The sequence below is a fragment of the Pseudescherichia vulneris NBRC 102420 genome (assembly GCF_000759795.1).
Lineage (GTDB): Bacteria > Pseudomonadota > Gammaproteobacteria > Enterobacterales > Enterobacteriaceae > Pseudescherichia > Pseudescherichia vulneris.
This window is the reverse complement of the sequence record NZ_BBMZ01000011.1, coordinates 38,781-54,124: the sequence shown is the minus strand read 5'-3', so window position 1 is coordinate 54,124 and position 15,344 is coordinate 38,781. Positions and strand designations below refer to the sequence as shown.

The window sequence follows — 15,344 nt, the reverse complement described above, 5'->3', positions numbered from 1 at the left end:
GCGCGCCGTCTGGAGCTGACCAAAACAGTCTCCCTGAAACAGCTGGATAGCGAGGCCTTCACCAGCCTGGTGACGGACGGTGTCACGCAGTTCTCCCTCAGCGAGTCGCTGTTTGATAACGACTATCCGGGCCACTACCTGCGGCAGATCAAGTACGTAACCGTCTCGCTGCCTGCGCTGGTGGGACCGTATCAGGATGTGCGGATGACGCTGACCCAGTCCGGTAGCCGCACGCTGCTGAAGGCGGATATCAACGGCGTGAACTACCTCAACGACAGCACCACGGGCAGCGCCAGCAACATCATCACTAACCTGCGGGCCAGCCAGCAGATCGCCGTCTCGTCCGGGTTGAACGACAGCGGAATGTTCGTCCTGAACTTTGGTGACGAACGCTACCTGCCGTTTGAAGGGACGGGGGCAGTATCTGACTGGCAGCTGAAATTCCCGAACGTGAAATCAGCTGAGCAGCAGGCCCTGCTGCAATCTCTGAACGACGTCATTATCCAGGTGCATTACACCGCGCTGTACGGCGGCAGCACCTTTGAGCAGGCGGTTAGCGGAACGCTGTAACAAAAATAATCCGGGCCGTCTGCGGGCGGCCCGTTTCAGGAGATTTTTATGCAACAACAAAATGGTTTTTCTGCAGCGGTTTCCGTCACGCCACCGTCGTTACCCAAAGGCGGCGGGGCGCTGACGGGGATGGGCGAATCGTTGGGTCAGGCAGGCCCGACGGGACTGGCCAGCATGGCGCTGCCGCTGCCCATCACCGGCGGTCGGGGTTTTGCCCCTGGCCTGTCGCTCAGCTACAGCAGCGGCGGCGGCAACAGCGTATTTGGCGTGGGCTGGTTCTGCGAAACCCTGCGTATTACCCGCCGCACCAGCCACGGCGTGCCGCAGTATGACGAAAACGATACGTTTCTGGGGCCGGACGGCGAGGTACTGGTGAAGACCACCAGCACCGCTGGCGAACCCAATCCGACTACCTGTTCAGACTATGGCGACGTCAAATTTTCGCAAACCTATTCGGTGACTCGCTACCAGCCGCGTATCGAGGGATCGTTCAGTCGCCTGGAGTACTGGCACGGCGATAACAACGATGATGCCTTCTGGCTGCTCCACGGCAGCGACGGCACGCTGCATCTGCTGGGTAAAACCGCAGCGGCACGCATCAGCGATCCGCAGAACGCCGCGCATACCGCGCAGTGGCTACTGGAGGAGTCGGTTAGCCCTACCGGCGAGCATATCTATTATTCATACCTGGCGGAAAACGGCGACGGCGTGGCGGCCAGCGACCGCAGCACCAGTGCGATGCGCTACCTTAGCCAGGTGCAGTATGGTAACAAAGCGCCTGCAACGGATCTCTACCTGTGGAGCAGTGATACGCCCGCTGCCGAGTGGCTGTTCACCCTGGTATTTGACTACGGCGAGCGCGGGATCGATCCGCAGACGCCGCCCGCGTTGACCGCCTCTGCCGCATGGCCTGCTCGCCAGGATCCGTACTCTCGCTACGACTATGGGTTTGAGATCCGCGTCCATCGTCTGTGTCGCCAGGTGCTGATGTTCCACCACTTCCCGAGCGAGCTGGGCGAAGCGGATAAGCTGGTCTCCCGTCTGCTGCTGGAATATAACGAAAACCCGGTGCTGACCCAGCTGGTGAGCGCCCGGACGCTGGCCTACGAAGCGGACGGCTACGTGCAGTCGCTGCCGCCGCTGGAGCTACAGTTCAGCCAGCCCGAGGCAAAAAGCAGTGCCGACTGGCAGCAGATGCCTGCGCTGCCGGGCCTGGAGAGCTGGCCCTACGCGCTGGTGGATCTCTACGGCGAAGGCGTACCGGGGGTGCTGTGCCGCACCGGTAACGAGTGGCGCTACAGCGCACCGCAGCGCGGCGAGGAGGGGGGCGACAGCGTCGATTATGCCGACTGGCAGGTACTCCCCAGCGTGCCGGCAATGCAAAACGGCGCAGCCCGGCTGATGGATATCAACGGTGACGGCCAGCTGGACTGGATTGTCGCCCAACCGGGCATGGCGGGCTTCTTTACTCAGAAACCAGATAAGACCTGGAGCGGCTTTACCCCGTTTAGCGCACTGCCCACGGAGTTTTTCCATCCGCAGGCGCAGTTTGCTTCTCTGGTCGGCAGCGGTCTGGCCGACCTGGCACTGATCGGGCCACGATCGGTACGCTTTTATGCCAACGAGGGGGAGAGCTTCAGCATCGGCCTCGACGTTGCGCAGGGAGAGGATGTTACGCTGCCCATCCCCGGTCGCAATGCGCGGGAGCTGGTGGTGTTTGCCGACATGCTCGGCTCCGGCCAGTCGCATCTCTGCCGCATCCGCTATAACGAGGTGACCTGCTGGCCTAACCTGGGTCACGGTCAGTTTGGCGCACCGGTGAGCCTGCCGCTGCCCGCCATTGATGGTCTGGATGAAGACACCTTTAATCCAGAGGATGTGCTGCTGGCGGATATCGACGGCTCGGGCGCGCCGGATATTATCTATATGCAGCACGACCGGGTGCAGATCTGGCGCAACCAGGGCGGGAACGGTTTTGTCACAGGGGAGCCGATCCTGCTGCCGGAAAACGTCTTCTACGATCGCCTCTGCCAGGTCACCGTGGCCGACGTACAGGGTAACGGGATGGCAGAGCTGGTGCTCTCTGTTCCCTATATGACGCCAACCCACTGGCGCTATGCCTTTAATAGCGCCAAGCCTTATCTGCTGAACGGGATAGATAACAATCTCGGTGCCAGCCATACCCTTTGCTATCGCAGTTCAGCCCAGTCATGGCTGGACGAAAAAGCAGAGAACCCACAGGCGGTGCCCGCGCTGCCTTTCGCCATGCAGCTGCTGGTGAAAACGATCACCCTGGACGAGATCACAGGTAATCAGCTCAGCCAGAGCTGCCGCTATTATCAGGGCGTGTACGACGGACGAGAGCGTGAGTTCCGCGGCTTTGGCTACGTCGAAACGGAAGATACCAACAGCGATGCCCTGCCGGTGGGGGATAACACGCCGCTTGCGGCCACCCTGCTGAGCAAAACCTGGTATCACTGTGGCCGGGAGAAAGATGAAACCAGCCTCTACGGCGAGCCGTGGCAGGGAGACAGCGAGGCGGTGGTGCTCAATCCGACCTTGCTCACAGACTATCAGGATGGACAAGAGCACGTCCTTGATGCGCCGGATGACAACACCCGCTGGTGGCTCTTTCGCGCGCTAAAAGGGTCGGTACTGCGCAGCGAAATCTGGGCGCAGGGAGAGAGCTCAGCCCCGTACTCCTGTACCTGGCAGCGGATGCAGGTCCGTCTGGTGCAGGCTGGGGATGTGCCGATTGTGCTGCCGATGGGTCTGGAGCTGGTTGCCAGTGGCTACGAGCAGAGGGCGGACGATCCTGTCGTTGTCCAGCAGGTCACCCTGGTACGGGACGACTACAGCACGCCGCTGCAGCAGGTGAGCGTAGCCTATCCCCGCCGGGCGCAGCATCCGCTCTCTCCTTATCCCAACAATATGCCAGCCGACGCCTGGGATAATACTTACGACGAGCAGCAGCAGAAGCTGCGGCTGACGGAGAGCCTGACGACCGTTATCCATCTTACCGATCCGCAGGGCTGGCGGCTGGGGCTGCCGGATACCCGCCGCGGCAACCAGCTGGTATTCGACAGCGTGCCGGTAGGGGGCATTAGCTATGAAACGCTGAGCGATCCGAATGGATTACTGTCAGATACCCAGACGCGCTATCTGAGCGGGCAGAGCGAGGTGATCTATCTCACCACACCGCCGAACCTGCTGGCGCTAGTGGATCACCAGCAGACTGCCGTGCTGGACAGTATCGCCCTCAAAGCCTATGACGGCGTGGAGATCCCCGCAGACTATGCCTGGGACAAGCTTGGCTACGTCTCTATGTCCGACGATGCGGCCAATCCGCTCTGGGGAACGGAACATAGCTTTACCTATTTCACCGATGAGAACGGTGACTATCTGCCGTTTTATCTGCCGCGCAGCAGCCAGTCAACGAAGCTCGTCACCGCAGTCAGCTATCGCTATGACGACTACGCTCTTTGCGTAATAGAGCAGAGCGACAGCCGCAACAGCACCTCGGCCGCCTATGACTACCGGTTCCTGATGCCCTGGCAGACGACCGATATCAACGCCAACATTCAGGAGGTACAGCTGAATGCGCTGGGCCAGGCCAGAGGCGGCAGCGTCTACGGCACCGAGAACGGCGGCCAGAAGGTCGGGTTCGGCATGGTGTCTGATTATGCCGTCGATCCTACCCTGAGCGTGCAGGTGGCAATCGATGCAGCGACGGCGCCAGGTTATCTCCAGCAGCTGGCCACTATCAGCGTGAACGATATGTTCAGCTGGATGGGAACGGTCACCGAGAGCGAGGCGAACGCAGCAGCAGCAGGGGGCTGGTCGTCACTTCTGGATAACCGGTTCATCACCTTTGACGGACATATCCGTCCAGCGGGCCGCCGGTGGGCACAGGAGAGTGCCGACGATCCGCTGGCGAAGCTGCTGGCAGAGAGCGACCGGGTACCGGTGCATAGCGCAGTGCTGACGGCGGATAACTATCCCGATACGCCCGATCCAGACGATGCCGCGAAGCTGCTCCAGCAGACGGCCATCGTCGTGGGCTACAGCGATGGCTTTGGCCGTGCTCTCCAGCAGTGCGCGCTGGTGCCGGACGGGAAAGCCTGGCATCGTGATGAGGATGGCGAGGTGGATACCGCAGAGGTCGATGCCGCGCCACGCTGGGCGATATCTGGCCGGGTGGAGTATGACAATAAGGGGCAGGTGGTACGCAGCTATCAGCCCTATTTTCTCGACAGCTGGTTGTATGTCACCGATGCCTCCATGCGAACCCAGGGTTACAGCGATACCCTGTACTACGATGCGCTAGGGCGCAATATCCGCACGGTTACAGCAAAAGGCTATCTGCGGCGTAATACGTGGTATTCGTGGTTTACGGTGGCGGAGGATGAGAACGACACCGCAGGGTTACCGGAGGATATAAACGCATAAAAGCAAAAAGCCCGCTGAAAAGCGGGCTTTTTTAAATTTGGCTCCTCTGACTGGACTCGAACCAGTGACATACGGATTAACAGTCCGCCGTTCTACCGACTGAACTACAGAGGAATCGTGTGAACGAGGCGAATAGTAGCGGCGGCGGATCCGCTTGTCAAAGCCTGGATGCGCTTCTCGTGCTCGTTTGCTGACATTTGCAGCAATCTGGCCTATTCATCAGCAAAAGTGATGATTGCGCACCACGCTGGTGCATTTCTACCCCTTATGGGGCAGGCAAAAAAGGCGTTAACTAGGTAGAGCATCAGGCAGGTAATCAGAAACGCTTATAATCCAGCCTGTTAGGCAGAATTAAAACCACTTTTTAAAACTGGCAAGCATCTTGCAACTCCTCCGACAAGACACTGACAAGCACTCACCTATGCGTTGAGTTCCGGAGGCAAAATGAACTTAAGACGGCTGAAGTATTTCGTAAAAATCGTCGATATCGGTAGCCTGACCCAGGCCGCTGAGGTCTTGCATATCGCCCAGCCCGCGCTGAGCCAGCAGGTCGCTACGCTGGAAGGTGAGATGGATCAGCAGCTGTTAATCCGCACCAAGCGCGGTGTCACGCCGACCGAAGCCGGGAAGATCCTCTACACTCACGCCCGCACTATTTTGCGCCAGTGCGAACAGGCCCAGCTGGCAGTGAATAACGTCGGTCAAACCCTGCGCGGACAGGTGGCCATTGGCCTTGCACCGGGCACGGCGGCCTCGTCCATCACCATGCCGCTGCTGCAGGCCGTACGCAACGAGCTGCCGGACGTGATGGTCTACCTGCATGAAAATAGCGGCAGCGATCTTAACGACAAGCTGCTCGGTGGCCAGCTTGATATGGCCGTGCTGTATGAGCGTGCGCCGTCTGCGGGTATCGCCAGCCAGCCGCTGCTGAAAGAGGATCTCTATCTCGTGGGAACCCGAGATTGCCCAGGGCAAAGCGTCGATCTCACCGCCGTAGCGGAGATGAACCTGTTCCTGCCCCGTGACTACAGCGCGGTGCGCCTGCGAGTTGACGAGGCGTTCTCCCTGCGTCGCCTGACGGCAAAAATTATCGGCGAGATTGAATCTATCACCACCTTAACCGCCGCGATTGCCAGCGGAATGGGCGTTACGGTGCTGCCTGAATCCGCCGCACGATCCCTGTGCAGTGCGGCGAACGGCTGGATGGCACGCATTACTGCGCCTTCCATGAGTCTTCCGCTCTCCCTGAATACCTCTGCTCACGGCTCGCTGTCGCCGCAGGCGCAGGCGGTGAAAGATATTCTGATGTCGCTGGTCAGCCGACCGACGCTTGAGAATCGGGAATTGCTGCTCGTCGGCTAGAGTTATTCCTAAAAAGCATAAGTTGCTGGTTTTTATTATTTGTCCTGCCGGGCCTCAGACTTTAACAATAGCGACATGTCTGATGGCTCTGGAGGATGGGATGAATTTCCAGCAACTAAAAATAATTCGTGAAGCGGCACGTCGGGATTACAACCTGACAGAAGTGGCTAACATGCTCTATACGTCGCAGTCCGGCGTCAGCCGTCATATCCGCGAGCTGGAGGAGGAGCTGGGCATAGAGATCTTCATCCGCCGGGGTAAACGCCTGCTGGGCATGACCGAGCCAGGCAAAGCGCTGCTGGTGATTGCCGAACGGATCCTTAATGAGGCGAGCAACGTTCGCCGGCTCGCCGATCTCTTTACCAACGACACTTCCGGCGTCTTAACCGTTGCCACTACTCACACCCAGGCACGCTATAGCCTGCCGCCGGTGATCAAATCTTTCCGCGCGCTCTTTCCCGAGGTGCGGCTCGAACTTATTCAGGGGACGCCGCAGGAGATCGAATCTCTGCTCAACAATGGCGGGGCGGATATCGGTATCGCCAGTGAACGTCTGAGTAACGATCCGGCGCTGGTGGCCTTCCCCTGGTTCCGCTGGCATCACAGTCTGCTGATCCCCAACGATCACCCGCTTGCTAATGCTTCCCCCCTTACGCTAGAGGAGATAAGCCGCTGGCCGCTGATCACCTACCGACAGGGTATTACGGGGCGATCGCGTATCGATGAAGCCTTTGGTCGCAAGGGGTTGATCCCTGACGTGGTGCTCAGCGCGCAGGATTCGGACGTGATCAAAACCTACGTTGAACTGGGCTTGGGCGTCGGTATCGTTGCTGAACAGTCCGGCAGTGAACAGGAGGTCGGAACGCTTGTTCGTCTGGATACGCGCCACCTGTTTGATGCCAATACCGTCTGGCTGGGACTGAAGCGCGGACAGCTGCAGCGGAACTATGTCTGGCGCTTTATTGAACTGTGTAACGCAGGTTTGTCGGTGGAGGATATCAAACGGCAAGTAATGGAGGCTGAGGAGATTGCCATCGATTATCAAATTTAATTATATATAATTTTAATAACCAACCCCGTTGGTTATTATTACATTGACTAAATATTGATTAGCAATTTTTCTTAATTACGCACTTAAAAATACTCCTGTCGTTATATTCGCCCTATTACACCACCAGGGCGAAAAAATGAATAAAACCTCTAACTCTCAACCCCTCTCTTCAAACCTGTCGGCGGCTGCGTCGCTATATATGAACTGTACCACCGGTGCTCCCGCGTGGGCGAATACCAGTGCACCCATGAAACCTTTTAATACGGTGATGCTATCGGGACCTGCAGGCTCGCCGGTCACGGTTTCACTGGACGGTGCCGGGATTTTTAATATCAACGGCTTTAGAACCTGGAGCGGTAATCTGGACACTAATGGCTCCCTGGAGCTGCAGGTATTTAGCCTTGAGGTGGGGCTGGTTTCCGTGAACGCTTACATTAGCAATGCACCAGCAGAAAGTGCATACGGTAGCATGACCTTTAACCGCTACATGCCTGGTGCCGTCGCGCTAACCAGCTATGCCATTGCAACAGGCGCTACCGCAAACGGTGTGATGCGAAACAGCCTCTATCTCAAGGCCGATCTTACCGCTGGCGTCAGCTATGCGCGCTTTCAAATTGCTAACTCTGCTACCGCGCGCTTTGTTGGTACCGCACTTCCCCAGGCGGCGACCATGGAGCTCTACAATGACGGCACGACCAGTATCGATCTTACAGATACCACGTCAGAGAGCGTGACGGTAACGCTGAGCTTACCCGAGGCGTCAGGATCAACCGTGATTACCAGCTGCGCCTTTGTCGCTTTTCCCCCTGTATCGATCCTGCGCTAAACGCGCCGTTATTTATTATTTGCGAGAATATTATGAAAGAGAATATCAAAGCGGATACCAGTACCCTGGTATTTTATTCAGAACCGAATGAGGCTGGCGTGCCGATTCAAGTTACCCATGGATTAATGGGTATTATTGCAACCTCAGACAGCGACTGGCGAGAAAAGTCTGTTTCAATTTTGGGAACGGATAATCTTCACGCCTGGATTAGCAGCAGCGTTGAAACCAGCCTGAGTACAAAGTGCTATTTCAATCACGTTGAAGAGATGGCTACCCATACGATTAACTTTTTGCAAAATGCCTACCCTTCTCCGCAATATACGTTGGGTTTTATGGGCGTCGATAGCGATTTGGCCACGCTGGTCAAGCTGGCCCTGGATGCCTCTGCTACTCCCGATCAGCCGGATGCGCTGGCAGCAACCTGGCGTCTACCAGAGAGTGCCTCCCAGCTTACCACGTTGTCTCTGCCTGCTCAGCCAGGCGCACTGGGCTTTGTAGGCACTACGCAGGGGAGCAGCACCTTTGTTACTGCCCTGTATGGCATTTTCAGCACCGTAACCGGCCAGGTCACGTGGACTGGAAGTGGCTCGCTGATGCTTAACTGGGATGGTCAGCAGGTGTATCTCAGTGATGTGACCGGTTTTCCTTCAGGCTGGACCTTTGGCACACCGGTATTACAGCCCGATGGCAGCTGGCTGGTGGCATTGGGCAGCGGTCCTGCAGAGGACAGCGGTATTTTATACAGTCAAATTAATTACGTAGGTAGCGCCCAGTCGCTCTCGCCTCATCAGCTCCTCTCGATGAATACCGGCGCGGGGTGGATCTGGTCTTCAGTTAAGCTTAACGATATGCCGTCGCTGCTGTTTTCTGCCTTCAATTCCATCGATAGCGCCTATAGCTTTAACCATTATCAAATGCTACGCCTGATAAACGATACGCCAGATTTTAGCAGCGTATTTGGCGCAGGCACCCTGCCAGCGCAGCTGCTCTCCTTAGATAACAGCGACGTTCAGATTGATATTCAACTTCAAACTACCGGCAGCAAAGACAGTGCGCTAATCATGACGTTGCCTTATCCGGTTAGCTTCAGCACCTTTGCCGACACGACACGCGAAGGGGTTCTGGCGATCGTTCCGGCCAGCGGGGCGGTGCAAACTATCCAGGTAAGCTATGGCTCGCTAAATGCAAACGGACAGTTTGTGGCCGCTGGGCAGGGGACGCTGACCGCCAGCTATAACGGCAGCACGCCGGTACTGACGCCGGGCAGCACGCTGCCACAGGACTGGATTTTTGGCACACCGGTATTGCAGGCCGATGGCCGCTGGCTGGTGACGCTAACGGATGCGGCGCAGGCATCGCTCAACGTGATGGGTGCCCGCTCCAGCTATGGCGCTAACTGGCTCTACTCTGAAGCACGCTGCCTCGTTGCGTTAGACGGTGAAAACGTAATGAGCGCACTTTGGCAATATGAGGGCGAAAGCGCTTCTGTCAGTACCTCCTGGTTTATGGATACGCAGCCGCAGAAAAAACTCACCGTTACCGCCTCCGGTGCATCAGTGACCCTTAACGAAAGTAATGTATTGGGTAACACCCAGGCCGCAGCAGGTAGAAATGACAGCGGCGTCGTGAGTGGATGGGGGCAGGCAGCATCAGGTGGTAACTCACCGACCTCTGGATTTAACAGCAGCGTGACCGCGTTGAGTGCAACGCATCATGCCTTTGCGGCAATCAACCAGAGCGGTAACCTTTTTGCCTGGGGGGATACCAGCAAGGGGGGAAGCGTACCGTCCGCTCTTGCTAACCGCAGCGGCTGGGATTTAGTGGTGGCGTCATCGGGAATGTTCGTAGCCCGCAATACACAATCGCCTTATATCGCCGTATGGGGTGATAACACCTATGGACAGCTCGACATTCCGTCAACGGTCACCGGAATGAGTGACGTCGTACAAATTCAGTGCAACGACTACGCCTGTGTGGTGCTTAACTCACGCGGGCAGGTCTTTGGCTGGGGAGGAGCAAACTACGGCGGAAGCGTACCGCAGGAGATTGCTGCTCTGGAGGACATTGTAGAAATCAGCGCCAGCGCATCCGCATTTTGCGCCCGCCGCAGCAACGGTACGGTCGTGGCTTGGGGCCAGAACGCCTACGGTGGCGAAGTGCCCAGTAATATTGCTGCTCTGAATAATATCGCCCGGGTATACGGCTGTTATAGCGGTTTCTGTGCGGTACAAACGAGCGGATCCGTGGTGGCATGGGGTGAGTCTGCCATCTCATCTGCACCAGCATTATATGACGTTGTGCATGTGCAGGGGACCGAGTACGCCTTCTGCGCCTTACGCAGCAACGGCAGCGTCTATGCGTGGGGGCAGAGTTCAGCCGGTGGTACATTGCCAGCAGATATCGCCCAGCTTACCGACATCGTCGCCGTAAGCGCTACGGCAACGGCGTTCGCCGTGCTGAGAAAAAATGGTGCCGTTCATGCCTGGGGAGACAGTGCAGCCGGGGGAGATACATCCGTCGTTACCTCTTCGCTGACGTCCGGCGTGAAGGGCGTCTATTCAGGTGGATCGGTGTTCGTTGCAATTAAAGATGATAGCTCGCTTGTTGCCTGGGGTAATTCAGCCTATGGCGGCGCAGTGAGCGCTATTCCTGCGGCGTTACAGGGCGACACATCGTATTTCTCGGCGTAATAAAATCCATATTTACGCATGATTAAATTAAATCCTCAAGGAGGAAACTATATGTCGCTGCATGGCTGGTTGAATATAAAATCGCTTATAGGACTTTGTCTACTATCTATCTGTTCACTGGCCAGTGCAGCGATACAGCTGCAACAGACACGCATGGTGTATCCGGAAGGAGAACCCAGCGTAGCGTTAGTTATAAAAAATAACGACGCTACTCATTCCGTTGCGATTGAATCATGGGTAAAGTCGGATCAGGGTGCACTTATTATCAAGCCCAGTGCAACGATCATAAAACCCGCCGCTAAGGGGGTTATCAATATACATATTCATGACAACGGAAAGAATAATGAGGAGAGCCTCTATTGGCTTAGCATCAAAGGAGTGCCGTTAGAAAAATCGACATCTTCAAAACCGGTAGCGATTACTGTAATAAACAGAATTAAGGTGTTTTATCGTCCACAATCGCTGATTGCCGGAGCCGCTGATGCCTATAAACAAATCAGCGTTAGCCGTTGTGCAAAACAGATAACGATTAAAAATCCGACTCCTTATTATGTCACTTTTTACTCATTTAAAATTGATAACCAGGAGGTGACACGCGCTCAAATGATTGCTCCTTATGGAGAACTATTAATGCCACAGCCTACAGCCGGACAAAAAAATAGGGCCAGCTGGCAGTCTATAGCCGACTCGGGATTTCGTACCCCATCCAGGTTAAAAAAAATAACCACGGGCTGTTAAATATACATCATTTTTACTTAATGCTGGAGAAATTATATGCAACATTTAAAGCGACATTTTACTAGAAGAAACGTCATTCCCTATTGCCTGTTTTTACTGACCCTCGGCTGGGCTAGTTTTTCAGAGGCCGGTGTAACATGTAGTTCACGTTACGATACATCAATAACAATAGATTTGGGTAATATAACAGTGCCTGCCGATTTGCCCGTCGGCGGCGATATCACTGGCGATCATAGTTATGACCAATATGTAATAGCCCAATGTGAAGGCGATGGGAAATCCTATGTCACACTCTACTCAGATCTTGTCTCGGATGGTGTCTATAACAGCCGCACCACGTTTAAAACCAATATTCCCGGGGTAGGGATCCAGATGGGCGGCATTAGTAATAATTATTCTGCCTGGATTACAAATGGCAATACACAGCAGCAAATTTGGGAGTTTACTCTGCACTTTTTGACTGTCCCAATTGAAAACTACACTTTTGGCCCGATGTTCAAATTAGTGAAAATTTCCGATGATATTGAAAGTGGCACGCTGTCAGGCCAGGCTAATCATGTCGTTGTATCCGGATCACAATCTTCAACAACTTATTCTGTCTACCTCTCCGGTACGATCAATGCGACCCCGCCTCATGTGCCAGGATGTACGGTAGATACTGCCTCGGTCCCCGTGACGTTAGGTAAACACTCTCCCACCGAATTTAGCGGAGTAGGTTCAACCACGCCATTCACGACGTTCTCCATTCCTTTAACCTGCGAAAGCGATGCGCAGATAACCGCACGCGTGGACGCAACTCAGGATACCTCAGGAGCGCAGTCTGTTATTCAGATCCCTGCAGGTGAAGAGAATGCATCCGGGGTAGGTGTACAGCTCTACTGGGCCAGCCTTAATAATAGCGCTAACGTGCCGGTCAACTTTGGCAAAGATGTATTCGTCGGAGCAACAACCGGTGGCACAGAAAATTTACAGTTTGAAGCCCGCTATTATCAGACGCAGAACGCGTTATTCCCGGGCAATGCTAATACATCAGCTACGGTCACGCTGTCATATCAATAAAAGGAGAAAAAATGATGAACACTAATCGCACACTGCCGCAGGTTTTAATTTTAGGTTCTGTATTAATCGCATCCGCATTGGCCTGTAGCGTCCACGCCGCAGATGCCACCCTTTCGTTTACCGGCGAGATTATTCCAGCCTACAACGGTGCGAAAGCCACGGTAAATAACGAAAAGAGCACGCTCTCAACGAATAAGGAAAGCACGAAGGAAACAAACATAAAAAAAGGAGAGGATCATGCAACCCGTTAAAAGCACCGTTGCGCTAAGCGAAACGATGCCCTCTTATCAAACCACTTTGATTGCGCCTGCGGGGACCTATCCATGGCAAATCTTAATACGCTTCTATGCGCCATGGGGCGACGGCAGCCTTGAAGGCTGGCAAATACCGCTCACGCCGCCTACGGTATTGGTCAACGACACTGCCTATTCGGTTGATACAACCTTTTCATACCAGCAGAACTATATGAATGGTCAACCTTCGCCGGGCTACGATCAGCATGAACAGTGCTTTACCGTCTTTATTGGGCAAACTACCGCACTGGAAGAAGCGATGTCGATTACCGTTTCCGGCGAGTTTCAGCAGGTAGGCTATATGAGCGCTACGCTCTACTATAGTTCGTTGAACACGCCGACGCTGCCGATTGAAGTTATCGATAGCGAGATGACAGCGATACCGGACACAGCCAACCCTTATATAGCTGGCAACCCCAGCGTTTTTTCTAATGAGTATGGTGTTAGCGGAAAAATCGATCTCTATCGTCCTGACAAGGTTGCCTCCCTCAGTATCTTACCGGATGAGGTCGCTGAAGACGGGTGCAGTAAAGGCTATCTGTATGCCAACAAAGATGAAGGGCAAGAGATCTTGATCCTCAGAATCAAGGTGCCACAAACCTTTATTCATAACGCCACGCCGGATACTGTGTTTGGTCATTATCAATGCCGTGAACTGACGGTCAGCGCTCACCCTGTCTATGGTCTGCCTCAGACGCTGGATTTTTGGAGCGTCAGTAGCCGTATGCTCAACGATTTCATTGACGACGAGGGATACGCCTATGTCTTCTTTGGGCCGGATGATTACGTGCAGCAGCAGGTTATCGAACAGCAAACCGTGGCGACGCGCCCGCCGGTGATGATTTGGGGAAATTATACAGGTTACCTACTGGGTGACCCCAGCGGTTCGCTGATTGTTCGCTACCGGGATCCTGCTGATAACTGGGTAGGTAATCCCGCAAACGCAGTCTGCTATCTGGATAAGGCCTCGAATCAGCCCGTGACGACAGCGGAGCTGGGAGAGTATTTACCCGAACTGTATGGGGATACGCTAGCGAATTTTTTAGCAGGACATATTGGAGATGTAATAAAGGACCAGGCCTGGCCTGATTAGAACAGCAATCGCTGAGAGAGTGGCTCCTCTGACTGGACTCGAACCAGTGACATACGGATTAACAGTCCGCCGTTCTACCGACTGAACTACAGAGGAATCGTGTGAACGGGGCGCATATTACTGGCCCCGTATTTTTGTGTCAACACTAAAATTAAGATACTGATTCAACTGCTTAATTAAAAGACAAGCTGTGTTTTTACTGAACGCGATACCGACCTGACGCTAATGCGGGTGTATTCGCGCGTAGACGAGCCAGCGGATCCTGACGGTAGAACTGGCAGAAACGCTGCCAAAGCGAAGGGAAGCGCGGCGCGAACAGTTCAGGCGCGCTAAAAAAGTACTCGGAGAGTACGGCGAAGCACTCGGCGGGGTCGGTTGCGGCATAGGCGTCGATGCTGGCTGTGCTTTCGCCCACCAGATCGATCTCATCCTGGATATTGTTCATGGCGGCGTGGAGATCGTGCTCCCAGCCAGCCACTTCACGCAGGGTGATCATGGGTACGCCGCTGGCCCGATCGCCGTTGCGGGTATCAAGCTTATGCGCAACTTCATGAATAATCAGGTTATACCCTGAGGCATCGAAAGAGTCCTGAATGTCCAGCCAGTTAAGCACGATCGGCCCCTGCTGCCAGCTCTGTCCAGAGTGCACCACCCGCTGATTATGCACCAGGCCAATATCATCTTCCCACTCGTCATCGACAACAAAGGGGGCAGGGTAGATCAACACTTCATGAAACCCGTCGAGCCACTCGAGACCCAGCTCAAGCACCGGCAGGCAAAAGAGCAGGGCAATACGGCAGCTCTTAAGCGCATCAAGATCGAAACCCTGTAGCGGGGCCAGGCGCTTCTGCTGTAAAAAGCGCTCGGCAAGCTGGGCAAGACGCTGCTGCTCCTCCAGCGTCAGGTTTGCCAGAATCGGCATGGCAAGCGCCTCCTGCCAGGGATAATGGATCATCCGTGATGCTTCATTTGCTTTCCAGGGCCACTTAATCATCGTTTTGCTCGCAAACTCGTCACTTGAACTTAATTGACTGGATGAGGACTGTTAAAATGCGCAATATCCTGGCATGATGTCAGTCATCAAAACGGAGAGATGCCGGAGCGGCTGAACGGACCGGTCTCGAAAACCGGAGTAGGGGCAACTCTACCGGGGGTTCAAATCCCCCTCTCTCCGCCACTATTCAAGCACTTACCCGTACCGCTTTCAACGATC

The 15,344-nt window shown here is 54.9% G+C and carries 11 protein-coding genes and 3 tRNA genes; 11 read left to right on the top strand and 3 right to left on the bottom strand.

The genetic code is table 11. The features are described from left to right. A partial coding sequence (locus EV102420_RS10565) for a Tc toxin subunit A-related protein (protein ID WP_042391528.1) occupies positions 1 to 570 on the top strand: 570 nt, incomplete at its 5' end. A 48-nt stretch (positions 571 to 618) separates the two neighbouring features. Beyond that, entirely contained in the window at positions 619 to 5,019 is a 4,401-nt protein-coding gene (locus EV102420_RS22805) for a SpvB/TcaC N-terminal domain-containing protein (RefSeq protein ID WP_042391527.1), read from the top strand. Positions 5,020 to 5,057: 38 nt separating this feature from the next. On the opposite strand, the gene EV102420_RS10555 is transcribed toward EV102420_RS22805, so the two are convergent. Then, positions 5,058 to 5,133: transfer RNA gene (locus EV102420_RS10555), tRNA-Asn, on the bottom strand. Between the two features lie 330 nt (positions 5,134 to 5,463). On the opposite strand from EV102420_RS10555, the gene nac reads away from it, so the two are divergent. The 8 genes from nac to EV102420_RS10515 all read left to right on the top strand — a co-directional run bounded on the left by nac (position 5,464) and on the right by EV102420_RS10515 (position 14,131). Next, entirely contained in the window at positions 5,464 to 6,381 is a 918-nt protein-coding gene (gene nac / locus EV102420_RS10550; RefSeq protein ID WP_042391526.1) for a nitrogen assimilation transcriptional regulator NAC, read from the top strand. 100 nt (positions 6,382 to 6,481) lie between these two features. Beyond that, on the top strand, positions 6,482 to 7,432 hold the full coding sequence (cbl, locus tag EV102420_RS10545) for an HTH-type transcriptional regulator Cbl (protein ID WP_042391525.1): 951 nt from the start codon (positions 6,482 to 6,484) through the stop codon (positions 7,430 to 7,432). A gap of 247 nt (positions 7,433 to 7,679) precedes the next feature. Then, positions 7,680 to 8,258 (top strand): hypothetical protein, encoded by a 579-nt coding sequence (locus EV102420_RS10540; RefSeq protein WP_042391524.1) that lies wholly within the window; start codon positions 7,680 to 7,682, stop codon positions 8,256 to 8,258. A gap of 32 nt (positions 8,259 to 8,290) precedes the next feature. Continuing rightward, on the top strand, positions 8,291 to 10,948 hold the full coding sequence (locus EV102420_RS10535) for an RCC1 domain-containing protein (protein ID WP_042391523.1): 2,658 nt from the start codon (positions 8,291 to 8,293) through the stop codon (positions 10,946 to 10,948). Positions 10,949 to 10,999: 51 nt separating this feature from the next. Next, positions 11,000 to 11,686 (top strand): fimbrial biogenesis chaperone, encoded by a 687-nt coding sequence (locus EV102420_RS20895; RefSeq protein WP_052512355.1) that lies wholly within the window; start codon positions 11,000 to 11,002, stop codon positions 11,684 to 11,686. A 36-nt stretch (positions 11,687 to 11,722) separates the two neighbouring features. Continuing rightward, entirely contained in the window at positions 11,723 to 12,745 is a 1,023-nt protein-coding gene (locus tag EV102420_RS20890) for a fimbrial protein (RefSeq protein ID WP_052512354.1), read from the top strand. A gap of 11 nt (positions 12,746 to 12,756) precedes the next feature. Next, complete coding sequence (locus tag EV102420_RS10520) at positions 12,757 to 12,996, top strand: hypothetical protein (protein WP_042391522.1); 240 nt, start codon at positions 12,757 to 12,759, stop codon at positions 12,994 to 12,996. Next, positions 12,983 to 14,131 carry a hypothetical protein gene (locus EV102420_RS10515; protein ID WP_042391521.1) on the top strand — a complete coding sequence of 383 codons (1,149 nt, stop codon included), beginning with the start codon at positions 12,983 to 12,985 and terminating at the stop codon, positions 14,129 to 14,131. The genes EV102420_RS10520 and EV102420_RS10515 overlap by 14 nt, the downstream gene beginning before the upstream one ends. A 20-nt stretch (positions 14,132 to 14,151) precedes the next feature. Here the strand turns inward: EV102420_RS10515 and EV102420_RS10510 are convergent. Both EV102420_RS10510 and mtfA read right to left on the bottom strand, forming a co-directional pair. Further along, positions 14,152 to 14,227, bottom strand: a tRNA-Asn gene (locus EV102420_RS10510). Positions 14,228 to 14,327: 100 nt separating this feature from the next. Continuing rightward, entirely contained in the window at positions 14,328 to 15,125 is a 798-nt protein-coding gene (gene mtfA, locus EV102420_RS10505; RefSeq protein WP_042391520.1) for a DgsA anti-repressor MtfA, read from the bottom strand. A gap of 93 nt (positions 15,126 to 15,218) precedes the next feature. Between mtfA and EV102420_RS10500 the strand changes: the two genes are divergently transcribed. Beyond that, positions 15,219 to 15,308: transfer RNA gene (locus EV102420_RS10500), tRNA-Ser, on the top strand. Positions 15,309 to 15,344 lie beyond the last annotated feature (36 nt).

Coding starts and splice junctions, on each gene's coding strand:
- EV102420_RS20895 (WP_052512355.1), top strand. CDS start 11,000: ATGTCGCTGCATGGCTGGTTGAATATAAAATCGCTTATAGGACTTTGT.
- cbl (WP_042391525.1), top strand. CDS start 6,482: ATGAATTTCCAGCAACTAAAAATAATTCGTGAAGCGGCACGTCGGGAT.
- EV102420_RS10515 (WP_042391521.1), top strand. CDS start 12,983: ATGCAACCCGTTAAAAGCACCGTTGCGCTAAGCGAAACGATGCCCTCT.
- nac (WP_042391526.1), top strand. CDS start 5,464: ATGAACTTAAGACGGCTGAAGTATTTCGTAAAAATCGTCGATATCGGT.
- mtfA (WP_042391520.1), bottom strand. CDS start 15,125: ATGATTAAGTGGCCCTGGAAAGCAAATGAAGCATCACGGATGATCCAT.
- EV102420_RS10520 (WP_042391522.1), top strand. CDS start 12,757: ATGATGAACACTAATCGCACACTGCCGCAGGTTTTAATTTTAGGTTCT.
- EV102420_RS22805 (WP_042391527.1), top strand. CDS start 619: ATGCAACAACAAAATGGTTTTTCTGCAGCGGTTTCCGTCACGCCACCG.
- EV102420_RS20890 (WP_052512354.1), top strand. CDS start 11,723: ATGCAACATTTAAAGCGACATTTTACTAGAAGAAACGTCATTCCCTAT.
- EV102420_RS10540 (WP_042391524.1), top strand. CDS start 7,680: ATGAAACCTTTTAATACGGTGATGCTATCGGGACCTGCAGGCTCGCCG.
- EV102420_RS10535 (WP_042391523.1), top strand. CDS start 8,291: ATGAAAGAGAATATCAAAGCGGATACCAGTACCCTGGTATTTTATTCA.